Source organism: Desulfosediminicola ganghwensis, from assembly GCF_005116675.2.
In the GTDB taxonomy this organism is placed as follows: Bacteria; Desulfobacterota; Desulfobulbia; order Desulfobulbales; family Desulfocapsaceae; genus Desulfopila; species Desulfopila ganghwensis.
Window position 1 is genome coordinate 2,239,948 of the sequence record NZ_CP050699.1, and the last position, 22,300, is coordinate 2,262,247.

General features: G+C 50.3%; 17 protein-coding genes. 11 read left to right on the plus strand and 6 right to left on the minus strand.

What is annotated here, in order from left to right:
* Positions 1–112: 112 nt before the first annotated feature.
* Positions 113–334 carry a hypothetical protein gene (locus FCL45_RS09475; RefSeq protein ID WP_136798884.1) on the minus strand — a complete coding sequence of 74 codons (222 nt, stop codon included), beginning with the start codon at positions 332–334 and terminating at the stop codon, positions 113–115.
* Between the two features lie 337 nt (positions 335–671).
* Here FCL45_RS09475 and FCL45_RS09480 point away from each other — a divergent pair, with 337 nt between their 5' ends.
* Positions 672–851, plus strand: coding sequence for a hypothetical protein (locus FCL45_RS09480; protein ID WP_136798883.1), 180 nt, complete (start codon positions 672–674; stop codon positions 849–851).
* A gap of 99 nt (positions 852–950) precedes the next feature.
* On the opposite strand, the gene ybaK is transcribed toward FCL45_RS09480, so the two are convergent.
* On the minus strand, positions 951–1,421 hold the full coding sequence (ybaK, locus tag FCL45_RS09485; protein WP_136798882.1) for a Cys-tRNA(Pro) deacylase: 471 nt from the start codon (positions 1,419–1,421) through the stop codon (positions 951–953).
* Positions 1,422–2,163: 742 nt separating this feature from the next.
* On the opposite strand from ybaK, the gene FCL45_RS09490 reads away from it, so the two are divergent.
* The 10 genes from FCL45_RS09490 to FCL45_RS09535 all read left to right on the plus strand — a co-directional run bounded on the left by FCL45_RS09490 (position 2,164) and on the right by FCL45_RS09535 (position 18,229).
* Positions 2,164–4,020, plus strand: coding sequence for an AMP-dependent synthetase/ligase (locus tag FCL45_RS09490; protein WP_136798881.1), 1,857 nt, complete (start codon positions 2,164–2,166; stop codon positions 4,018–4,020).
* On the plus strand, positions 4,017–6,404 hold the full coding sequence (locus FCL45_RS09495) for a 3-hydroxyacyl-CoA dehydrogenase/enoyl-CoA hydratase family protein (protein WP_136798880.1): 2,388 nt from the start codon (positions 4,017–4,019) through the stop codon (positions 6,402–6,404). The genes FCL45_RS09490 and FCL45_RS09495 overlap by 4 nt, the downstream gene beginning before the upstream one ends.
* Before the next feature lie 136 nt (positions 6,405–6,540).
* Complete coding sequence (locus tag FCL45_RS09500; RefSeq protein ID WP_136798879.1) at positions 6,541–7,713, plus strand: thiolase family protein; 1,173 nt, start codon at positions 6,541–6,543, stop codon at positions 7,711–7,713.
* Positions 7,714–7,795: 82 nt separating this feature from the next.
* The gene (locus tag FCL45_RS09505; protein ID WP_136798878.1) at positions 7,796–9,574 is read left to right on the plus strand and encodes an acyl-CoA dehydrogenase family protein; all 1,779 of its coding nucleotides are present in this window, start codon (positions 7,796–7,798) and stop codon (positions 9,572–9,574) included.
* A 325-nt stretch (positions 9,575–9,899) separates the two neighbouring features.
* Positions 9,900–10,841, plus strand: a complete 942-nt coding sequence (locus FCL45_RS09510) for an MBL fold metallo-hydrolase (protein ID WP_136798877.1) — start codon at positions 9,900–9,902, stop codon at positions 10,839–10,841.
* 13 nt (positions 10,842–10,854) lie between these two features.
* Entirely contained in the window at positions 10,855–12,855 is a 2,001-nt protein-coding gene (locus tag FCL45_RS09515) for an oxidoreductase (RefSeq protein ID WP_136798876.1), read from the plus strand.
* Positions 12,855–13,373 carry a DUF4442 domain-containing protein gene (locus FCL45_RS09520; protein WP_136798875.1) on the plus strand — a complete coding sequence of 173 codons (519 nt, stop codon included), beginning with the start codon at positions 12,855–12,857 and terminating at the stop codon, positions 13,371–13,373. Before FCL45_RS09515 ends, FCL45_RS09520 begins: the two co-directional genes overlap by 1 nt.
* 43 nt (positions 13,374–13,416) lie before the next feature.
* A complete protein-coding gene (locus FCL45_RS09525; protein WP_136798874.1) occupies positions 13,417–15,117 on the plus strand; it encodes an acyl-CoA dehydrogenase family protein in 1,701 nt (566 codons plus the stop codon).
* Positions 15,118–15,172: 55 nt separating this feature from the next.
* Positions 15,173–16,354, plus strand: coding sequence for a 4Fe-4S binding protein (locus tag FCL45_RS09530; protein ID WP_136798873.1), 1,182 nt, complete (start codon positions 15,173–15,175; stop codon positions 16,352–16,354).
* 246 nt (positions 16,355–16,600) lie between these two features.
* Complete coding sequence (locus FCL45_RS09535) at positions 16,601–18,229, plus strand: choice-of-anchor I domain-containing protein (RefSeq protein WP_136798872.1); 1,629 nt, start codon at positions 16,601–16,603, stop codon at positions 18,227–18,229.
* A 185-nt stretch (positions 18,230–18,414) separates the two neighbouring features.
* Here the strand turns inward: FCL45_RS09535 and FCL45_RS09540 are convergent, their stop codons facing one another.
* Genes FCL45_RS09540 through FCL45_RS09555 form a run of 4 tightly spaced genes read right to left on the minus strand, consistent with a single transcriptional unit; the run spans position 18,415 to position 22,104 of the window.
* On the minus strand, positions 18,415–19,272 hold the full coding sequence (locus FCL45_RS09540; protein ID WP_136798871.1) for an isocitrate lyase/PEP mutase family protein: 858 nt from the start codon (positions 19,270–19,272) through the stop codon (positions 18,415–18,417).
* 5 nt (positions 19,273–19,277) lie between these two features.
* Positions 19,278–20,549, minus strand: a complete 1,272-nt coding sequence (locus FCL45_RS09545) for a TRAP transporter large permease (protein WP_136798870.1) — start codon at positions 20,547–20,549, stop codon at positions 19,278–19,280.
* Between the two features lie 13 nt (positions 20,550–20,562).
* Positions 20,563–21,063 carry a TRAP transporter small permease gene (locus FCL45_RS09550; RefSeq protein WP_136798869.1) on the minus strand — a complete coding sequence of 167 codons (501 nt, stop codon included), beginning with the start codon at positions 21,061–21,063 and terminating at the stop codon, positions 20,563–20,565.
* 48 nt (positions 21,064–21,111) lie between these two features.
* Positions 21,112–22,104 carry a TRAP transporter substrate-binding protein gene (locus tag FCL45_RS09555; RefSeq protein WP_136798868.1) on the minus strand — a complete coding sequence of 331 codons (993 nt, stop codon included), beginning with the start codon at positions 22,102–22,104 and terminating at the stop codon, positions 21,112–21,114.
* Positions 22,105–22,300 lie beyond the last annotated feature (196 nt).

Sequence of the window (22,300 nt, forward strand, 5' to 3'; positions counted from 1 at the left end):
ATCTGCATTTGCCCGGAAAGCAAATTGGCGGTTGAGCAAGATGGAATAGCAAAAGCCCCGTCGGGTGACGGGGCTTTTGCGTTTTTACAAAGAGTAAGGATGTGGTTTCGGATCAGTCTGTCTTGACTGGATTGCAGAGACGACCGGAATCTGCGGAAACTCTGCCGCAGGAGTCACAGGTAAATTGCATTTCAGTTATCTTCTCCTGGCATACAGGATCTTTTGCTGAGTCGCTGGTGCCGCACAGGGGGGCCCCTGGTACCTCGTCGATGGGATTGCAGAGATGGCCCGGGGCTTTTGCCGAGACTCCGCAGGTTTTACATGTATATGCCATTTCGTTACTCCTCCAAGCGCCTGATACAGATAGGCGCAATCGGGTCATCGTATAACGATCTTCAATCGCTGTGGCGGGTTTGAGTCTCTTGGACTGCTTTTAAGGAATTTCATTGAGCAATCAAGTTCTGTCGAACCCAGCTCAAAAATTAAAACTGTATCCTGCTGCTGTCAAGTTGGCGGGCTGGCGTCGCTCGCGGTATACAACCAACAAACCAGGAGCCGGCAGGTTGCCTGCGTCAATGTGTTTTGCCTTTTACCATTCATGTATTATCTCTTCTACAAGGCCTCTTGAAGGCTGCAAATATGATCAGCGCAAGACGTTATGAGGTACATACATGTTAGCATCAGATAAGATTGCCGGAGCTTTCCTGGCAATAGTCGAGGAAGCGGAAAAACTTCGTGGCACCAGTCTGAATGAAGAGCAGGAGAAAGCGGTGAAAACTATTATCTCCATCGCCAAACACCAAAGTGACATTAGAAATGCTAAAGCGGGCGAATGTCCGGCACATCCATGATGTGAATAGCCGATATTGAAATACCCTGCAAACAATGGGATTACCGACTCGTATCCGGTACTCCCATTGCTTTTCAGCGTGCCAGGTGCAGTTCAGTTTTTAAACCTGACATATATCAGCCAGTGCTCCTCGGGTAAGCGTCAGTAAATCATTGTGGTTCAGCTCAATTTCCAACCCTCTTCTCCCTGCACTTACATGGATGGTGGGGAAGGTGGCGGCACTCGCATCAATATAGGTTTTCAGCAGTTTCTTCTGGCCGAGCGGGCTCACTCCACCCAATACGTAGCCGGTGGTTTTCTCCACTTTTGCTTTATCAGCCATGGTAGCTTTTTTGGCGCCGGCGGCTTTTGCCAGCAATTTCATGCTGAGCATCTGATTGACGGGGATGATGGCAACGACCAGGGATCCATCACCGAGTTCCGCCACCAGGGTCTTGAAAACCTGATCAGGGTCCAGGCCAAGCTTTTCAGCCGCTTCAAGACCGTAGGATGGATGGTCGCCGTCATGGCTGTAGGAGTGAACTTTATGGGTGATTTTCTTTTTCTTCAGGATATTGATTGCGGGTGTCATAACAGGATTACGTAAGAAGTGGCTAAGTGCCGTGATTGATAATTGTTCTAGTCGGACTGGTCTGCAACGGATCATCAGGGAATTTCTCTGACAACAAGCCCGACAGATAATATGTCATGCATTTTCTCGTCTGTAAATCGTTTGTCGATATAATCATTCTTCCCGGCAGCAAGGCATCGCTTGCCTTCTCATCCGGAGGTACCGTCCAGCCAATCCCTGAGGGCACTACAAGTATACCTATGCCTGGGGAACTGAACAAGTTGAAAGCATAGTGGAAATTGGAACTTGAACCATTCTGGATGTATCCACGATAGTCCCGGTCCTTGAGCCTCAACCAGCCGGAGTGACGGAATCTGCACCGGTAATGAAGGGAGAGCCTGAAATTCCTACCTGTTTAAGATGCATAAACGCCCACCAATGATTACCATCTATTTTACGTAAACAATGAAATATGCTGTTGCGGCAGCAGTTCAGTATTTGCCGGTGCTGTCGTTAAGCCAAGCGCTGTTCGTTACTGAGCAGAGGTCCTATAACTCTATACTTTCAATGTAAAACTGGAAAATATGTGGCAGGCCATGACAACACTTTCGTAACTGCAAAAGTGGTTTGAACGAGAAGAAAAGTTTTTGAAAAATGGTTGACTTAAACGTAAAGGTACGGTATCTAGGGGTTGATGCATAAGTTTTCCGCGTGAGAGTGGGCAATAGTGTCAGTGTGAAAATTAGTGTGGAGCAGATGAATTATGAACTTTCTGTCATATCAGTCGGTCCCAGCAATTCTCAGAGACAATGCCAGGAAATATGCCGGAAGGACGGCTATCAGCTATAAAAAGCGTGGGGTATTTCTTTCCCTGACCTACCAGGAGTTTTATGAACGGGTAATACTGTTGGCGCGAGGTCTGAAGAAGGCTGGCGTCAAGCCCGGGGACAGGGTGGCGATTTTTTCCGAAAACAGATTGGGCTGGGCGATTTCCGATTTTGGAATTCAGTCGGCGGGGGCCATTACAGTCCCGATCTACGCAACAAACACCGGCAAGCAGGCGGCATACGTTATCAACCACTGTGAGGCCAAGGTAGTCTTCGTTTCAACCAAGTCGCAGTACGAAAAGCTTTTTGCCATACGGGATCAGATTCCCAACGTCGAACTGGTTATCTCATATGAACGTTTTATGGGAGACCGCTCTTTTCCGGTTTACACCCAGTATCAGCTTTCTGAAGTATCGACTCCGCTTTCTGAAGAAGATTGTAGTGTTATTGAAAAGGAGATCGATTCAATCAAGCAGGAAGATATCATCACCATTATTTACACCTCTGGCACCACCGGTGTTCCCAAGGGCGTGCTGCTCACCCAGAGGAACATCCTGGCCAATGCCCATCACGGTATCAAAAGAGTAAAAGTGACGGAGAGTCAGCAGACATTTTTGTCCTTTCTGCCACTCAGTCACGTGTTGGAGCGTACCGGCGGGTATTACACTACGCTGCTTACTGGCAATCACGTCGCTTTTGCCGAGAATGTGCAGAAGGTCATGGAAAACATGGTCGAGATACGTCCGACCAACATGGTCAGCGTACCGCGTCTGTTCGAGAAGATCTATTCCCGCATTTACGAGAACGTCCATCAGGCATCAAACTTCAAGCGTAACCTGTTCCACAGGGCGGTTGAGGTCGGGCGGGAATATGTGCATAAAAAGTATATTAAAAAAGAGCCACTCGGTTTGCTCGAGTTGCGCTATCAATTCTTTGACCGTCTGGTTTTCAAAAAGGTCCGAGAACGTTTTGGCGGTAAGCTCGATTACTTTATCTGCGGCGGTGCACCGCTTGACAAGACCGTCAACGAGTTCATGTGGATTATCGGTCTGCCGGTCTTTAACGGCTACGGTCTGACTGAAACCAGCCCTGCGGTAACGCTTTCAAGTTACCAGGATGTTCGTTTCGACTCTGTTGGTAAACCGTTGGATGAAACCGAGGTGAAGCTCGGTGACGACGGTGAGCTCTTTGTCAAAGGTCCGCAGGTCATGCGTGAGTATTACAAGAATGATGAAGCCACCAGTAAAAACCTCGAAGATGGTTGGTTCCGGACCGGCGATATCGCCACCATAGACGAGCAGGGGTTTGTCTATATCATCGACCGCAAAAAAGAGATCATCGTTACAGCGGGTGGCAAGAATATCGCTCCGCAACCAATCGAAAATGAATTGAAGCTTGATAAGTACATCTCCCAGGCCTACGTGTACGGCGACATGAAACCGTATCTGGTGGCACTGCTCACCCCGAATCTCGAACGTCTGATCGATTTGGGCCGTGAACTGGAGGTGGACTATATCGACATGGAAGAGCTTGTTACCCATAAAAAGGTGATGGAGCTTTATACCGAGCGTGTGGAGGCACTCAATGCGAATTTGCCTTCATATAAAACCATTAAACGATTTGCCCTTCTTCCTCGGGAATTCACCATTGAAGGAGGCGAGCTGACCCCCACTCTCAAACTGAAACGTAAAGAAATCTTCAACAAGTACAAAGACACCATTGAAGAATTGTACATGAAAGCTGGTAACGGCTTAGTCGGCCGGCCGAAAACAGATAATGGAGATAACAAATGAGGCAGATTAATCGTGTAGGTGTACTCGGCGCCGGAGTCATGGGAGCGACTATCGCTGCTCATCTGGCAAATGCTGGGCTTGAGGTTCTTTTGCTGGATATCGTGCCGAAGGAACTTACTGAGCAGGAGCAGGCAAAAGGCCTGACCATGGAAAGCCCCCAGGTGCGTAATCGCATCGCCCAGGCTGGTCGTGACGGACTGCTGAAGATGAAACCGGCCCCGTTTTATTTGAAAGAATATGTTGCTCAGATTGCAGTGGGCAACCTGGAAGATGACCTGGCTAAACTTAAAGAGTGCGACTGGGTTATTGAAGTCGTGGTCGAGTACATGCCTATCAAACTCGACTTGCTGAAGAAACTGGTACCTAATCTTGCTCCGGGTGCGATTCTTTCCACCAACACTTCAGGACTCTCGGCAAACGAGATGGCCGAGGTGCTTCCTGCGGAGATTCGCAAAAATTTCCTGGTAACCCATTTCTTCAATCCACCGCGCTACATGCGTCTGATGGAGCTGGTGCCAACCACTGCCACCGACCCGGCAGTTATGAAGGGCATGGCCGATTTTATCTCCAGCCGTCTGGGTAAGGGTATTGTTTTCGCCAAGGATACCGCAAACTTCATCGGTAACCGCATCGGTGTCTATGCCATTTACAAGGCCATGCAGCATATGGTCGAGATGGATATGACAGTAGAAGAGGTTGACGCAGTAGCAGGTCCGGCCACAGCACGGCCCAAGAGTGCCGCTTTTAGAACCGCTGATCTGGTTGGTCTCGATACCCTGGCCCATGTAGGGAAAAACTCGTATGATCTTTGCCCGGATGATGAGGAGCGTGAGGTCTTCAAGACACCTGATTTCATGGCCAAGCTGGTTGAGAATGGCTGGTTGGGTAACAAGACCAGGCAGGGCTTTTATAAAAAAGCGAAGGTAGATGGCAAGCGCCAGATCTTTTACTTCGATTACAAAGAAGGTGACTACAAGCCGTTGGCCAAGCCGAAGTTCGCTTCTGTAGGCATGGTCAAGCAGGTGGATGACCCAGCCCAGAAAATCAAGATGATCGTTGGTGCCGCCGACAAAGGTGCTGAGTTTGCCTGGAAATCAATCCGCGACACCCTCATTTATGCTTTTAACCGCATTCCGGAAATTGCTGACGACGTAGTCAATATAGACAACGCCATGAAGTGGGGTTTTAACTGGGAAATCGGCCCATTCGAGATGCTGGATGCAATCGGTATTGCTTCTTTCGTCAAGCGGGCGGAAAAAGACGGTGTGGTTGTTCCCGAGAAAATGAAGGGAATTGAGAGCTTCTATCGCTTCGCTGATAACGGAACCCAGGAATACTACGACGTTCTCAAGGGCGAATACGTACCTGTACCGTTGAAAGAGGGTCAGATCAAGCTCGATATCCTGAAGAAAGCCGGCAAGGTTGTCGAGAAAAACGCCAACTGTTCCATCATCGATCTGGGTGACGGTGTTTTCGGTTTCGAGTTCCATTCCAAGATGAACTCTATCAGTGGCGACATCCTGGCCATGACCCATAAAGCGGTCAAGCGGGCTGAAGAAGAAGGTGTTGGCCTGGTGGTCGGTAACCACGGGGCGAACTTCTCCGTAGGTGCCAATCTGATGATGCTGGCAGTCGCCATGGCCGAGGGTGCGTACGACGACATCAATATGGTGCTCAAGAATTTCCAGAATGCCACCATGGCTCTCAAATACGCCAAGGTGCCGGTTGTTGCAGCTCCATTTGGTATGGCTCTGGGCGGTGGTTGTGAGTTCAGCCTCCACGCCGATGCTATGAATGCCTATGCCGAAACATATATGGGGCTGGTTGAAATCGGTGTTGGCCTGCTGCCTGCGGGTGGTGGTACCAAGGAGATGTGTGTTCGTGCGGTTGATATCGCAGCTCAGTATAAAACCGACCCACAACCATTTGTCTTCAAACACTTCGAGCAGATCGCCATGGCAAAAGTGTCCATGGGTGCTGCAGAACTGGCTGGCATGGGCTACATGCGCAACGGCGATTCCATCACCATGGACATCGACAGACTGATTGGTGATGCCAAGCAGAAGGTGCTGGCTCTTGCAGTGAATTATCGTCCGAAACTCAAGCGCACTGATATCGCAGCCCCAGGTCGCAACATTGCTGCATCAATCAAGAGTCAGCTCTGGAATATGCAGCAGGGTAATTTCATCACTGAGTATGAGTCCCAGATGGGTGGCATGATTGCAGATGTTATCTGCGGCGGTGATGTGAACCCCGGCACCATCGTGACCGAGGATTATTTGCTGCAGCTCGAGCGTGAAAATTTCGTGCGGTTGTGCGGCAACAAGAAGACCGCCGAGCGTGTCCAGCATATGCTTAAGACCGGCAAGCCGCTAAGAAACTAGGAGAGCCTGTCGGAGAAAGCCCTTACTCCCCATTTCTGTGTCATGAGCTGGGAGAAGATGGCAGTTCTCCGACAATCTCCAAGGGTAGCGAAAGTGTCCGATCACATACGAAGAATACACTAAAAGAGGATCAGATATGAAAACAGCCTACATTCTGGCAAGCTACAGAACTCCTGGCTGCCGGGCGACTAAAGGAAAATTCAAGGATATGCGGCCGGATGACCTGGCGGCACTTGCCATAAAAGGACTGGTGGAGAGGACGGAAATCGATCCCGCCACCGTGGAAGATGTTTATCTTGGCTGCGCCTTCCCGGAAGGGGAGCAGGGCATGAACATGGGCCGTGTGGCGGCAATGAAAGCGGGCTTGCCCATCGAGGTATCCGGTCAGACAATAAACCGCTTCTGCTCTTCAGGTCTGCAGACCATTTCCATGGCGGCAGAGCGTGTCATGTGCGGTTTTGCCGACTGTATCATCGCCGGTGGCGCCGAGTCCATGTCCAGTGTGCCCATGGGCGGTTTGAAATACTCCGCCAACCCGGGCCTGATGGTCAACTGGCCGGAGGCGTTTGCTTCCATGGGTGTTACCGCAGAAAATGTGGCCGCGCAATATGGCATCACCCGTGAGATGATGGATGAGTTCGGTGCTGCCAGCAATGCAAAAGCAGCCGCGGCAATCAAAGAAGGCCGGTTTACCGATGAGATCATCCCGGTAGAGATTGAGCACACCAAGCTGGTGGGCGGCAAGATCAAGCGCGAAAAGGAACTGGTCACGGTTGATGATGGTGTTCGCCCTGGCACAACTGCAGAGAGTCTTGGCAGGCTGCGTTCCGTATTCAAGGTAGGCGGCCCGGTTACAGCCGGTAACTCCTCTCAGATGACCGATGGTGCGGCGGTGACACTGGTAGTTTCAGAAGATTACCTGAAAAAGATCGCTAAAGATCCTTTTGCCCGCTTCGTATCCTTTGCCGTGAAAGGTGTTGCCCCTGAAGTTATGGGTATCGGCCCTATTGCCGCTATCCCGGAGGCGCTGAGGCTGGCCAACCTGAAGAAAGAAGACCTGGACCTTATCGAGCTGAACGAGGCTTTTGCTGCCCAGGCCCTGGCCTGCATCAAGACACTCGGTCTCAATAAGGACATTATCAATGTCAATGGTGGCGCCATCGCTCTCGGTCATCCGCTTGGATGTACCGGTGCCAAGCTGACCGCAACCCTGCTGCACGAGCTGGGCCGCCGTCAAGGCAAGTATGGCATGGTTTCCATGTGTATCGGCGGCGGTATGGGCGCAGCCGGAATATTCGAAAAACTGTAAGTACGTCAAGCGCACGCGGGGCAAGCCCCGCGTTCCCTACTTATAGAGATAAGAGCATCTTTGAAGGAATATAGGTGATTAAATGTCTGATAATATATTAAAAGGCGGCGAATATCTGATAGCGGAAACTCCTTGTGCGAGTGTCTTTACTCCGGAGGATTTCTCAGACGAACAGCGACAGATGGGGGAAACCACAGAGCAGTTTGTTCAAAACGAGATTTGGCCTCATGTGGAAGAGATTGATAAGCAGGATTTTGATATCGTAGTCAAGGGCTTGCGGCAGTGTGGCGAGCTCGGTCTGTTGATGATGGATGCGCCCGAAGAGTATGGTGGCCTTGAACTCGATAAGGCTTCATCAATGCTGGTTGCGGAAAAAATTTCCCAGGGCGGGTCGTTCTCTGTGGCATATACCTGTCACACTGGTATCGGCACCCTGCCACTTGTCTATTATGGAACCCCGGCGCAGAAAGAAAAATACCTGGAGAAGCTCATCTCCGGCGAATGGCCTGCCGCCTATTGTCTGACCGAACCGGGTTCGGGCAGTGACGCCCTTGGTGCTCAGTCGACTGCGACCCTTTCTGAAGACGGGAAGCATTATATTCTGAACGGTACCAAGCAGTTTATTACCAACGGTGGTTTTGCCGAACTGTTTACGGTTTTCGCCAAGATCGACAAAGAGCACTTCACCGCCTTCCTGGTTGAAAAGTCATTTGACGGTCTGGTGGTTGGTGCTGAAGAGAAGAAACTTGGTATCAAGGGTTCTTCCACTACCCAGATCATTCTCGATAACTGTAAGGTTCCTGTAGAAAACGTGTTGGGCGAGATCGGCAAAGGGCATAAGATCGCTTTTAACGTGCTGAACATCGGCCGTTTTAAGCTCGGTGCAGCTGTCGCCGGTGCGTCCAAAATGGCTCTTGTTGAAGGAATCAAGTATGCCAACGAGCGCTCTCAGTTCGGCAAGAAAATCTCCAGTTTTGGCGCAATAGGTGAGAAGATCGCCAATATGACAGCCGAGATCTACGCCGCAGAATCTCTGGTCTACCGCATGGCCGGTGTACTTGATGAGACCATTGCCAAGATCGACAGATCCGCCGACAATTACTACGAACTGTATCTGAAGGCAATCGAAGAGTACGCCCCTGAGTGCGGTATCGCTAAAGTCTACTGTAGTGAGGTTCTGCAACGCACCGTGGATGAGGTTGTCCAGATTCATGGTGGGTACGGTTTTGTCAGCGAGTACCCTGCAGAACGTTACTATCGCGACGAGCGTATTAACCGGATATTTGAGGGAACCAACGAGATCAATCGTCTGCTCATTCCAGGCATGATCCTCAGAAAAGCCATGAAAGGTCAGCTGCCGCTGCAGTCAGAGGCAATGAAGGCCTTTGAGTCGCTGATGACCCCGAGTTTCGATGAGATTGACGACTCCATACCTTTTGCAGCGGAAAAAGCGTTGATCAAGAATCTCAAAACCCTGTTCCTCATTCTCGCCGGCGCTGGTGTCCAGAAGTACATGGATAAGATTGCCGACGAGCAGGAAATCCTGATGGCGGCTGCTGATATCGCCATTCAGATCTACGCCCTTGAGAGTGCAGTGCTTCGTGCAGAGAAAATCATGCCGGCCGCAAGCGAGCGTAAGCAGGAACTGGTGAAAGCCGCAGTGAAAGTCTGTGCATTTACCATGACCGAAGAGGTCAGCAAAGCGGCAAAGCAAGGCGCTTTTTATATCGAAGAGGGCGACACCCTGACCATGATCCTCTCCGGTATCCGTAGATTTGCCAAGTACGATGCAACCGGCCTTTTAAAGGCCAAGCGTCTCCTGGCTGCAACTGCCTGTGAAGAAGAGAAATATCTCTTCTAGCAGCTCAGCACTTCCCGGGCCCCTTCTCCAATCCTCGCGCCCAGGCCCGGGGGGTGCTTTTTACACGCTGATACGGTCAGCTATCCTGTGTCGCCTTTGAGAACCACATACTCAAGGTAGAGTGATTTTCAAGGCTTCTCAGCCAGCAGACCATCTCAACGTGTAAAATCCTCAAAATATCTGGGTATGAAACGTGGGGTTTTCCTCCAGAGCAACGACGAGTTAGAGGAAAAGAGCCGTTTCGGCCAAAACCTGGAAATTCCTCCGGGGTTCCTGTGGTACCGCTTACGCGACCGGTGCCGCGGGAATCCCGGTCTCGGAAAGTATGCTTACGCAACATACAATCAATACACCCTACATTGTCGGACCTGTTCACTGTTACACTTTAGAGCGTGACGGTGAGTTGCTGCTTTTCGATACCGGCCCCTACACTATGGACGCGATGGGCTTTATGCGTAACAACATAGATCTCAGCCGTCTTCGCCATATCTTCATTACCCATTGTCATATCGATCACTACGGATTGGCGCATTGGCTCGAAAAAGAGACCGATGCCACCATTTACCTGCCATATCGCGACGCCCTGAAAATGGAGCACCATCATGACCGGATGGAGTTGATGTATGACTTGCTGGTCAGTCTGGGGTTTGGGGAATCGTACCTGAGAGAGCTCAGGAGAATATTTGAAAGCGGCGTACTGTTTCCACCGTTTCCCAAAGAGTACCAAATAAGCGAAGATTTTATACCAGAGGAACTTGGCATAGAGGTGATCAATTGTCCCGGTCACTCACAGAGTGACGTGGTCTATGTGGTGGATGATTACGTGGTGACCGGGGATACGTTGCTGCGTGGTATTTTTCAGTCCCCCCTGCTCGATATCGACCTGAACACGGGCAAGCGCTTCAAAAACTACGATGCCTACTGCAAAAGCATCGTGAAACTCGCTGCTCTCAACGACTACACGGTACTTCCCGGTCATCGTGAGAGTGTAAGCAGTATTGAAGATATCCTGCTCTTTTACATTGATAAGCTGCTGATTCGGGTTGAGCAAATGGTGCCGTTTCGTGATCAGGACAATGTTTCGTGGATCATAGAAAAGTTTTTCAACAAATCCATGACCGATGTATTTCACATTTACCTCAAAGCATCGGAGATACGTTTTATGCAGGATTTGCTGGCTGAACCCGAGCAACTGAAAAGATCTCTTGAAACAATAGGTCTGTTTGACAAGGTGGCCGATAAATATGCGCGTGTAGCATTGAAATAACAACGGAGACAAAATGCACGATCCTTTATTTCAACCCTGGAACATTGGGCAGTTAAGCATCAGGAATCGAATTTTCATGCCGGCTATGCATATGAATATGTGCCGGAATTTTGAGGTGACTGATCAGATCGTCGACTTTTACCGGGAACGTGCCTTTGGCGGTGCCGGCCTGATAAGTGTCGGTTATGCGACCGTTGACGAATTGTCCGGAACCCCGCTGAATATCGGTGCTCACAGTGATGCATTTGTGCCGGGGCTCGCCAGGCTTGCTGCCGCGATCCATGAAGGTGGTGCCCTGGCAACAGTTCAGCTCAACCATGCAGGGCGATACAACGCTTCGTTCTTCCTCGGCGGTAAAAAGCCGGTGGCGCCTTCACCAGTGCCGTCCCGACTGACCAGGGAGACCCCCCGCGAGATGACCAGAGAGGAGATCGATGCGACGGTTGCCAGCTTTGCCGATGCGGCGGTTCGGGTAAAGGAGGCAGGGTTTGACCTGGTCGAAATCCTGGCCGGTACCGGCTATCTCATCAGTTCCTTCCTGTCGCCGTTTACCAATCAGCGTGATGACGAATATGGCGGCAGGCTTGAAAACCGTATGCGCTTTGGTATCGAGGTGATCAAGGCCGTGAAAGAACGGTTGGCTGGCGCTTGTCCGATATTGGTTCGTATCAACGGCAACGACTACATGCAGGGTGGTATCGGTTCAAAAGATATGCAGGCCTTCGCTGTAGCACTGGTCGAGGCCGGTGTTGATGCCTTGTGCGTCAATGTGGGTTGGCATGAGGCCCAGGTGCCCCAGATTGTGACTAAGGTGCCGAGAGGTGTGTTCGCTTATATGGCACGTGAGATCAGGGAGAAGGTCGATGTACCCGTCATCGCTTCCCATAGAATAAATGACCCGGCCACAGCCCGGAGACTCATCAGCCTTGGATATTGCGATGCGGTGGCAATCGGCAGGGCGCTTATCACAGATCCCGAATTTCCGGAAAAAGCACAACGGGGCGAAGAGGATCAGATTGTTCACTGTATAGCCTGCGGCCAGGGTTGTTTTGACAACATCTTCAAGATGCGGCCGGTCGAGTGTGTCTGTAACCCGAAAGCAGGTTATGAGAAAGAACGAAAAATCGAGCTCAGCGACTCTCCTTGCAGGGTAATGGTTGCTGGTGGTGGCGCTGCCGGTATCAGCGCCGCGCTGGCTGCAGCGGAACGTGGCCACCGGGTAAGCCTCATTGAATCTTCGATGAGGCTTGGTGGCCAGCTGCATCTGGCCGGAGCGCCTCCAGGCAGAAATGAATTTCTGGTCTATGCGAATGATCTGAAAAGTAAATTGTCAGCCTCAGGTGTTGAAATTGTGCTGAACACGTCGGTGGATCGGGCGTTGCTTGATGAGCAAAGACCTGATGAACTGATTGTTGCTACCGGCGGCAAGCCGGTCACTCCGCAGATAGCCGGGGTCGAACAGGATCATGTGGTGCAGGCCTGGGATATTCTATCGGGTAAATACCAGGCGGGTCGCAGGGTGGTTGTTGTGGGTGGTGGTGCAGTGGGTGTTGAAACGGCACTGAAACTTGCGGAAGAGGGCACATTGAGTGGCGAGGAGTTGAAGTTCCTGCTTGTGAACCAGGCAGAGGACCCTGCTGAATTGGTCCGCCTGGCCACAGAGGGCGGCCGGGAAATCGTGATGGTCGAGATGCAGGAGAAGGTGGGGACAAATTTCGGTAAGACCACCCGCTGGGGCATGTTGCAGGATGTCGCCCGACATCGCGTTCAGGCACTGGCAGCAGCGAAGGTTCTGGAAATTACCGCAACCGGTGTATGCGTAGAGGTTGAGGGCAATAAACGTGAAATTCCGGCAGACACGGTAGTGCTGGCGGTGGGAACGGCTTCGGAATACTCGCTGAAAGCTGATGCTGTCGAGCTCGGTATCCGGGTCCGGACCGTGGGGGATGCTTCCCAGCCGGGTACTGTTTTTGAAGCGTGTCACCAGGGTTTTCTGGCAGGACGGGGGATCTGATGCAACTCTTTGATCTGCTCGACCCGCTGACCACGCGGGCACGGGTATCGAAGGGATGGCTGTGGGTGCTGAACCGTATCGTTATGTGGGTAATTCCGTTTAATGGAGCACATAATTTTGTTATCGCTGGCATCGGTGAAGATTTCGTGCGCACCAAGGCCCCGTACAGAAGAAAGAACTTCAATCATATCCGCGGAATTCACGCCTGCGGTATTGCGACTATAGCAGAATTTTCTGCAGGATTTCTATTGCTGACTCAGCTCGATCCATCCAGGTATCGTTTGATCATGTCCCATATGGAAGTTGAGTATACTTACCAGGCTAAAGACGAGATCTATTCGGAATCACGGCAGAGTCTTGATAAACTGAACCGTGATGTGGTGGAACCGTTGAAAAGTAAGGATCTGGTCACTGTCACCATGGAGAGCAGGGTTACTGACAGTTCCGGCAATAATGTGGCGCTGGCCCACACGACCTGGCAGATCAAAAACTGGCGGAAAGTGAAGACCAAGGTGTGAATTCCGGACTATTGCCATACAGCAAAAAGCTTAGGAGACTTAAATGTTACTCAATCCAAAGAATTATGATCGTCCCCATATTGATGAACGCTATCGTGAGCTGGTGGAGAAAACCATCGAATATTTCGAGACCAAAGGGCTGAATAAGATCAAGGAAGATGATCAGTCCCAGGTCTGGTATGAAGATTTTCTGGAATTTATCAAGCATAAGAAGGTATTCGCTACCTTGCTAACTCCTGAAGCGTACGGCAAAGGTGAAACCCGCTGGGATATGTACCGTATTAGTGAATATAATGAAATTCTGGCATTTTACGGACTTTGCTACTGGTATGCCTGGCAGGTCACTATTCTTGGTCTTGGCCCTATCTGGATGGGTAAAAATGAGGAGCAGAAGCAGTTGACGGCAAAGCTTCTGCAAGAAGGTGGGGTGTTTGCTTTCGGCTTGTCCGAGAAGACCCATGGGGCGGACCTCTACTCTTCAGAGATGACCCTCACTCCGCAGGAGGATGGCACCTATCTGGCCAACGGTTCGAAATATTATATAGGCAACGGCAACTGCGCGGCCCTGGTCTCCACCTTTGCCAAGATGGCCGATACCGGTGAGTATGTGTTCTTCACCGTGAACCCAGAGCACCCTGCATATGAATGTGTTAAAAAGATCGACACCTCCGGTGTTCGCCAGGCCTATGTGGCTGAATATGCCCTGCACGATTACCCAATCACCGAGGCAGATATTCTCTCTGTCGGTGAACATGCCTGGAACTCCTCGCTCAATACCATTAATGTCGGCAAGTTTGAACTGGGCTGTGCTTCCATAGGCATTGCCACCCACTCATTTTACGAGGCGCTCAACCATGCGGCCGCACGAAACTTGTATGGTCGTTATGTGACGGACTTTCCCCATGTGCGTAAGATCTTTGTAGAGAGTTACGCCCGCCTCTGTGCCATGAAGCTGGTGGCCTATCGCTCTGCCGACTATCTGCGTGTGGCCAGTGACGAAGACCGCCGCTATCTGCTCTTTAACCCCATCGTCAAAATGAAGGTGACCGGCCAGGGGGAAAAGGTGGTGGCGCTCCTGCATGAGGTGATTGCAGCCAAGGGCTTTGAGCAGGATACCTATTTCGAGATGGCCATTCGTGATATCGGTATGTTGCCCAAGCTGGAAGGAACCGAGCATGTCAATATGGCGCTCATCATTAAGTTCGTGAAAAACTATTTCTTCGAGCCGGTAGAGTATCCGGAGGTCGGGAAACAGTGTGAGGCCAAAGATGACAGCTACCTGTTCAACCAGAAGACCGGCAAGCTGGCCTCTGTGCGCTTTGCCGATTACCGCCGTGCTTACAAAGGTTTTGAAACGGCAAACATCCTGTTGTTCAGATCACAGATGGAGCTGTTCAGAAAGCTGCTTATTTCCGCACCACCATCGAAAGAGCAGGCAGCTAATATCGATTATATGCTGAGTGCCGGTGAGCTTTTCACCCTGGCAGTCTATGCCCAGCTTGTTCTTGAAAACAGTAAGATCAATGGCGTGGACAGCGACCTTCTGGAGCAGATCTTCACCTTCCTGGTGCAGGATTTCTCCCGGGCAGCCCTGCAGATGATCGTCAGCTTTGACAACAGTCCTGAGCAGGAAGAGATGTATCGGGAAATGCTGAAGAAGCCGGTAAACGACAGCGACAGTTTTGACAGGGTCTGGCAGAACCAGGTCTATCCCTTGCGGGATACATATGTTATGAATGACTAGATAATTAAGCTGATAGAGTAGTCAATATATATACTTTGCATTTTCAGGGGTTGAGATGGGTCATCATATTAATGGTAAAGATTCGATAGTTCCGCTGATCGATCGATTGAACAGGTATCCGATCGGTTTGCCCGATAATGAAAAACTGCGGCAGATTCTGGCCATTCTCTTTTCTGAAGATGAAGCCTATGTCGGTTCGAGGTTTCCCTTGCAGGAATCGACCATGAAGGAGTTGATACGCGCCACCGGCTGGCAGGAAGAGAAGCTGACGCCGGTACTTGATTCCATGGCCGACAAGGGTCTGATAATGGATTTCAAGTATGGCCGTCGTGTCTACTACCTGCTCTTGCCCGGCCTGATCGGTTTTTTCGAGCTGACCTTTATGAAGCGTAGGCAGGATCTGCCGGTGGAGGAACTCGCGCAGCTGATGCACGATTACCTCTTTGAAGATCCCGATGATTCCATGGGCAATGAATTCTTCAACAGCCCGACTCCGCTGACCCGTTCGCTTACCTATGAAGAACATATTCCGGTGCACTCCGAGGTGACAACCTATGAAAGTGCCCGCGATATAATAAAAAAGGCGGGCTATGGTGCGGTGGGCATGTGCTATTGCCGCCACAAGAAGGAGCATCTCAACAAGAGTTGCGATAAAAATGCTCCGGTGGAAGAGATCTGCATATCACTTGGACATGGGGCAAAGTTCATGGTTCGCCGTGGCTTTGCTGAAGAGAGAAGTGTCGATGAACTGCTGGCAGTTCTGGATCGTGCCCGGGAATTGAACCTCACTCATATCACTGACAATATCCGCAATAAGCCGTCATTTATCTGCAACTGTTGTTCATGCTGCTGTGAACTGCTGGGCGGTGTACTGCGTGGTTTTCCAAACGGTGTGGCCAAGGCGAATTTTACCCTGGAGATTGAGGCTGAGAGTTGTAAAGGATGTGGGTTATGCGCCAAAGCCTGTAATGTTGAAGCGCTTGTCCGTGTGGAAAATCCGGCTGGTGGCAAACCGAAGTTCAAGATGACAGTTGATCCGGAGCGTTGCCTTGGCTGCGGTGCCTGTGTATCCGCCTGTAAAACAGACTCCCTGTCAATGGTTCGCGTTGAACGTCCCGAGACTCCGGAGAAGAAAAAGGATCTCTTTAAACAGATCTTAAAAGAGAAGAAGCGTCTTACTCCATTTGTGATCGAAGGGGTAAAAACAACGGTGATGAGGAAGATTGGTCTCAGTTAGTCCTATATCGTAGTTTCAAGTCATATTGCACTCCCAAAGCCCCTCGGATCCCGCCTGAATTTTTAATATCCTTGGGGCTTTTTATCGCTTTATTCCAGTTGTGTCCGGATTTGTATTTTTCTTATGTTTTTCAGCATATACTCTAGCCCTGCAATGGTATTGTAATGTTTTATTAATCTTCATCTAACCTCGTCGTAGAAAGGTAAATGTTTTAAGATACTTAAACTCTACACAAGAGGAACAGGGATGAAAAAGACTATTGTTCGTGGAGCAATTGCGCTGGGATTAGTGTGTTTTGCAGGGCTTGGGACTTCATGTAAAAAGGATGTCGATACCACCGCGCTTGAGATCAATAACCCGAACTTCGGTGGGGGGAAGGTGCTTCTGTATACCACTGGCGGTGAGTTCAAAGGTGCGGCACATGTTGGCAATCTTCCGGATATGGTGGCTTTCCTGCCTTCAGGTGATGGCTTGATTGTTGCCAATGAGGGGGAACCAAAGGATGACTACTCTGTTGATCCGATTGGTTCTATCAGCATAATTACCTTAAATCCACGGCTTGATGGTCTGGTCCAGGATGTTACTACACTCAACTTTGATGGTGTGGCTATTCCATGGGATGTACGAATCAAGCCTGGTGCGACACCAATTGCCGACCTCGAGCCTGAGTATGTGGCAGTAAATGAAGATGGTACCAAGGCCTGGGTTACCTTGCAGGAGAACAATGCCATTGCCGTCGTCGATCTGGAAGCGAAAGAGATTGTGGCAGTTAAATCTCTGGGCAAAAAGAGCTTTGACAAGGTTGATATAGACACGAAGGACGGTGCTAATGTGGTTGCGCCACCAGCAAATGTTTACGCACTGTATCAGCCGGACACAATCAAGTCCTATCGTGTTGACGGTGTCGACTATATCGTTACCGCCAACGAAGGCGATGATCGTGAGTATGCTGGTTGGGAGGATTATGAAAAAGCATACAAGCTGACCGGGAAAGCAAAGGTCTCCGAACAATTGACTCAAGATGTTCTTGCTCAGAAGGGCAAAAAGAAGCTTCGTGTATTGAAAGATATGGGTATGGACGGCACCGGTACCTACACCGAGTTTTATCTCGCTGGAGGTCGTTCATTCTCGATATGGGATGCTGAGGGCAATCAGGTATATGACAGCGGCAGTGAGTTTGAGAGGTATCTGGCTAAGAATTTTGCGGATAACTTCAACACCCGTGTCGATGATACCAAAGATCCTGAGGATATAGCCGAGCTGATCAAAGATGGTGTACCTTTTGAGATGGTAGGTGAAATAGTCTACTTCTGGGAAGGTGTGGATGCACGTAGCCAGAAGAAAGGTGCTGAACCAGAGGCACTGGCCCTTGCTGCAATTGGCTCCAGAACCTTTGCCTATATTGGTCTCGAGAAGCAGGGTGGTTTCTTTATCTATGACATCTCTAACCCGAAACAGCCTGTAATGATCAATTACATCAATGAGATCGACTTTGAATCGCTGCCGAGCGAAAGTGGTGATCTGGCTCCAGAGGGAATGGTCACTTTCGTTCAGAACCAAAAGCATTACCTGGCTATTGCCAATGAGTTAAGCGGTACCGTAGCGATCTATCAGCTTGCTGCAGATGGTGATGCCACCAGGCTTGCCTCTCTTGGCATTGGTACTTTCGGTGAAGGAGCTGCTGAGATTCTCGATTATGATCCGAAGAGCCAACAGCTTTTCGTAACCAATGGTGAGAAAAAGAGTGTTGATATAATCAATGTAGCTCAGCCGGAAGCACCTGAACTGGTTGGTTCAATTGATTTCTCCACCCATGCAGACAGCCTGCAGTCGGTTGCTGTGAAAAATGGCCTGGTTGCCATTGCGGTGGAGTAAGTGCCGGATTGTACATTGTGCTGAATGGGGAAATTTCTTTTGGCAGCGGTAGCAATAAAAAGGGGCCTCAGTGGGCCCCTTTTTATACCTGTTGTGCTCCTCTTTTCTGTGCCAAAGTTATGCACTGCTGGAGGAGGTTGGTGTGCAAAAACTGAAATCACGCCTACCTCCTGCCGTTGTAGACATTACTTGTTGTACCGCTCTTCTTCCCGATAATAGTCATTAAAGCCAATCACATCCTTAACGTGCTCGAAATCACGGAGTCCTTGCGGATGGGCCCCTTCCAGCAACCCGGCGAGCGCATTCTCCATGGCGGTGATATTGGCCTGCAGCAGGGTGAGCGGATAAGCGGCAATGGAAAAACCCAGCTTGTGCAACTCTGCCGGCGAGAGCACCGGGGTGAGGCCATGCTCGATCAGGTTAGCCATCTTGACACCAGGAACAGATTCACAGAATTGCTGCATTTCTTCCATTGATCTCGGTGCTTCCAGAAAGAGGATATCTGCACCCAGATCGTGAAACGCCTTCATTCTGGTCAGTGCCTCCTGCATGCCAAGTACGCCACGGGCGTCGGTCCTGGCCATAATCAGGATATCCGCACCTTCCTCACGTGCATCAACAGCGGCCCGGATTCTCAGCACCGCTTCATCGAAATCGACCACCTGCTTGCCTTTGGTGTGGCCGCAACGCTTGGGGGACACCTGATCCTCTATCATGATGCATGATGCACCGGCGGCGCCATATTCACGCACGGTGCGTTTGATATTCATCGGGTTGCCGTAGCCGGTGTCACCATCAGCCAGTACCGGAATTGAGACACCGCTGGTGATGGTACGCAGCTGGTCGACCATCTCCCCAAAAGAGATTAAGCCGGTGTCCGGCATGGCCAGCCGGTTAGCAGAGACGGCAAAGCCGCTCATGAAGGTGATGGGAAAACCGGCACGCTCAATGATGCGTGCAGAGAGTGCGTCGTGGCAGCAGGGCATGGTCAGCATCTCCCCGCCCGCCAGCAGTTCTCGTAATTTTTGAGTTCTTGGGTTCATAACAATCACAGTTTAAACGGTATATAGAGAACGATATCCGGAAAGAGATAGATCAGGATAACAGAAGTGAACATGATAATGATAAATGGCCAGACGCCTCTGATTACCTCTGACAGTTTTGATTGGGCCACTGCCTGTATCACAAAGAGGTTCATACCGACAGGCGGAGTGATAAGAGCACATTCTATCATTACCACAAAGAGAATGGCAAACCATACCGGATCGATCATTAAGGCGCCGAGGGCCGGGTGAAGAACAGGAACCATGATGAGCAGCATGGACATCGATTCCAGGAAAAAGCCCATGACCAGGAGTACACAACAGACCATGACCACGAACATCAGCGGCTCTGAAAAGGTGCTGGTAATGGCCATGGAGAGTTCCTGCGGGATTCGATACAGGGTAATGGCTTTACCGAACAGCTTGGCACCGGCGATAATCAGAAAAATTGTCACGGTGGTAATCATTGAGCTGTAAATCGCTTCTTTAAACTTCTGCCAGTCGAGTCTTCGCATCAGGCCGACGATGAGAAGCGAAAGCGCAAGGCCTACACCTGCAGATTCGGTTGGGGTAAAGATGCCGAGGTAGATGCCGCCAATAACCACAGTTGCCAGGAGTATGGTGGGCAGCGCCCTGATGCTGGCACGCTTTCTCTCCTGCCAGTCGGCTTTGTCGCATGGGATGTAATTTTTATCGAAGTGTGAATAGATCATGCAATACAGCATGAAGAAAAAGGTCAGCATCAAACCGGGACCGACACCAGCCAAAAACAGATCGACAATGGACTCTTCGGCAATGACACCGTAGAGGATAAGCGGAATGGAGGGTGGAATGAGTATGCCGAGTGTTCCGCCAGCTGCCAGCAGGCCGAGAACAAAGGGCTTGTTATAGCCACGTTTGGTCATCTCCGGAATAGCCACGGTGGCGATGGTTGCGGCGGTGGCGACAGAAGACCCGGAGATTGCTGAAAACATAGCACAACTTATGATAGTGGCAACACCAAGGCCCCCAGGCCAGTGGCCTACCCAGGACTGAACTGCATTGAAGAGGTCTTTACCAACCCCGCCTTTAAGCAGAATATTCGACATCAGCAAAAAGAGCGGCACGGCCAGAAGTACAAAGTTATCAGTGGTGCTGTAGAGCGACTGGGGCACCATGATGATGTTGATATCCTTGAGCCAGAGCAGGAAAAGGCCGAGTCCACCAAGGGCAAAAGCTACCGGAACCCGAATGAGCAGAAGTGCCAGCAGGGCAATTAATATTAAGGCTGTAGTCATTTCGGTAAAAAGCTCAGTGGTGGTTATTGGTATTGGGCTGCGAATATGCGAAAATGGTTCGGTAAAGTTCGGCCAGACACTGCAATAACAGGAGACCAAAACCGATTGGAATGGCGATCTCAGTCATCCAGCTAGGTACTGCCATCATGGTGGAGGTAGCTCGACCGATCTTAACTGAAGCAATGACAATCTTGATGCCGTAGATGCAAGCCACCGATGAAAAAATCGCGATTATCACAAGGGACAGCGATTCGAAGAACTGCTGGGCACGATGCGGCATTTTGCTGACGACCACGTCGATTGCAATCAGCTTACGCTGGTGCAGGATGTATGCTGCTGCAAGGTAGGTGGCCCAGATCTGCAGAAAACGCGATATTTCCTCACTCCAGATGGTAGGTGAGAAGAATAGGTAGCGGGCGATTACTTCATAGACGATTATGCCGCCTATGACGAAAAACATCCACGCTGCGAGTTTGGCAAAGAAGGTAGTTGTAGTGTCAATCAGTTTAAGCATGGAATTATAGAGAGCGGGGACCAGGCAGGTCCCCGCTACGTAATGGGATTACATCGATTTTGCTGCTTCAACAAGTTGCTTGCCAAGATCACCCGCATTCTGGATGTACTCTTCAACTACCGGCTGGGCAAGTTCACGCCAGGCGACCATTTCCTCTTCTGTGAGGTGAACAACGTTCATCTTGTCATCGACAAAGTCAAAAGCTTCAGCTTCAAGGCCGCTCATCTGACTGCGCAGTTCTTCTTCAACTCTCTTGGCGGCGGCGGTGATGATCTCCTGCTGTTCGCCGGTAAGGCCTTGCCATACCTGGTCGTTGATCAATACCACCCACTCGATGTCAACCATGGATGGTGGCGCGGTGAGGGTATTCATTACCTGGTAGAGTTTACGCTTCTGCACTGCGGTTACACCGGTGGTGCCGACATCGACGGTGCCGCGCTGGTAGGCGATAAACTGTTCGGAACCGGAGATTGAAGTTGCTGCACCTCCGGCTGCCTCGATCATGGCACCAAGGGTTTTACTGAATACGCGAACCTTTTTACCTTTAAGGTCGTCAGGTGAGCGAAGCGGGGTGTCTTTGCTCAGGAAAACGGCATCACCATATGCCTGCCACCAGAGAACGCGAGCGCCGGTTTTGAGTATTTCATCATCAAGAGGTTGGCGAATTGGGCTGCCTGGAGCGACTGCTTTACGTACAGCTTCTTCATTTTTGAAGAGGAATGGCACGTAAAAAAGATCAACAGCCGGGATGGTGCCTGCAAAGCGTGTGAGAGAAGCTACACCCATTTCGATAGCGCCGGAAGATACAGCTGCCGGGACTTCTGTATCTTTATAGAGTTGGGCAGAGGGGTAAACCTCGACATTGAGTTGACCGTTGGTCTTTTCCATCACTTCATCTGCAAAAGACTGGATATTGAGACCAAGATGATGGGATGCCGGAAGCTGCAGGGTGATTCTGATAGTTTTCTTGGCGTGGGCGGTTGTAGTAAAGATAACTAAGGCTGCAATTGCCAGGAACAGGCCTATTCTTGAGCTACGCATGACTTCTCCTTGTCTGAAAGTGGGAAACTGCTGACTATTGTTCGTAAAGAGTCGTGAAATATCATTTTTGATTAAGCAAAGTCAAGAAAAATGGCTAATGAAGTTCAATTGGTTGGGCCATAGAGACAGCCTGAACGATTAAATCTTACCGTAACCTGATGATAATCATTCGTAAATACAGAAGATATAGTTGTTA

Excerpts from the sequence above, each read along its gene's own strand:
- FCL45_RS09515 (WP_136798876.1), top strand. The coding sequence starts at position 10,855 with ATGCACGATCCTTTATTTCAACCCTGGAACATTGGGCAGTTAAGCATC.
- FCL45_RS09505 (WP_136798878.1), top strand. The coding sequence starts at position 7,796 with ATGTCTGATAATATATTAAAAGGCGGCGAATATCTGATAGCGGAAACT.
- FCL45_RS09555 (WP_136798868.1), bottom strand. The coding sequence starts at position 22,104 with ATGCGTAGCTCAAGAATAGGCCTGTTCCTGGCAATTGCAGCCTTAGTT.
- FCL45_RS09490 (WP_136798881.1), top strand. The coding sequence starts at position 2,164 with ATGAACTTTCTGTCATATCAGTCGGTCCCAGCAATTCTCAGAGACAAT.
- FCL45_RS09475 (WP_136798884.1), bottom strand. The coding sequence starts at position 334 with ATGGCATATACATGTAAAACCTGCGGAGTCTCGGCAAAAGCCCCGGGC.
- FCL45_RS09545 (WP_136798870.1), bottom strand. The coding sequence starts at position 20,549 with ATGACTACAGCCTTAATATTAATTGCCCTGCTGGCACTTCTGCTCATT.
- FCL45_RS09480 (WP_136798883.1), top strand. The coding sequence starts at position 672 with ATGTTAGCATCAGATAAGATTGCCGGAGCTTTCCTGGCAATAGTCGAG.
- FCL45_RS09530 (WP_136798873.1), top strand. The coding sequence starts at position 15,173 with ATGGGTCATCATATTAATGGTAAAGATTCGATAGTTCCGCTGATCGAT.
- FCL45_RS09535 (WP_136798872.1), top strand. The coding sequence starts at position 16,601 with ATGAAAAAGACTATTGTTCGTGGAGCAATTGCGCTGGGATTAGTGTGT.
- FCL45_RS09550 (WP_136798869.1), bottom strand. The coding sequence starts at position 21,063 with ATGCTTAAACTGATTGACACTACAACTACCTTCTTTGCCAAACTCGCA.
- FCL45_RS09500 (WP_136798879.1), top strand. The coding sequence starts at position 6,541 with ATGAAAACAGCCTACATTCTGGCAAGCTACAGAACTCCTGGCTGCCGG.
- ybaK (WP_136798882.1), bottom strand. The coding sequence starts at position 1,421 with ATGACACCCGCAATCAATATCCTGAAGAAAAAGAAAATCACCCATAAA.
- FCL45_RS09520 (WP_136798875.1), top strand. The coding sequence starts at position 12,855 with ATGCAACTCTTTGATCTGCTCGACCCGCTGACCACGCGGGCACGGGTA.
- FCL45_RS09495 (WP_136798880.1), top strand. The coding sequence starts at position 4,017 with ATGAGGCAGATTAATCGTGTAGGTGTACTCGGCGCCGGAGTCATGGGA.
- FCL45_RS09525 (WP_136798874.1), top strand. The coding sequence starts at position 13,417 with ATGTTACTCAATCCAAAGAATTATGATCGTCCCCATATTGATGAACGC.
- FCL45_RS09510 (WP_136798877.1), top strand. The coding sequence starts at position 9,900 with ATGCTTACGCAACATACAATCAATACACCCTACATTGTCGGACCTGTT.
- FCL45_RS09540 (WP_136798871.1), bottom strand. The coding sequence starts at position 19,272 with ATGAACCCAAGAACTCAAAAATTACGAGAACTGCTGGCGGGCGGGGAG.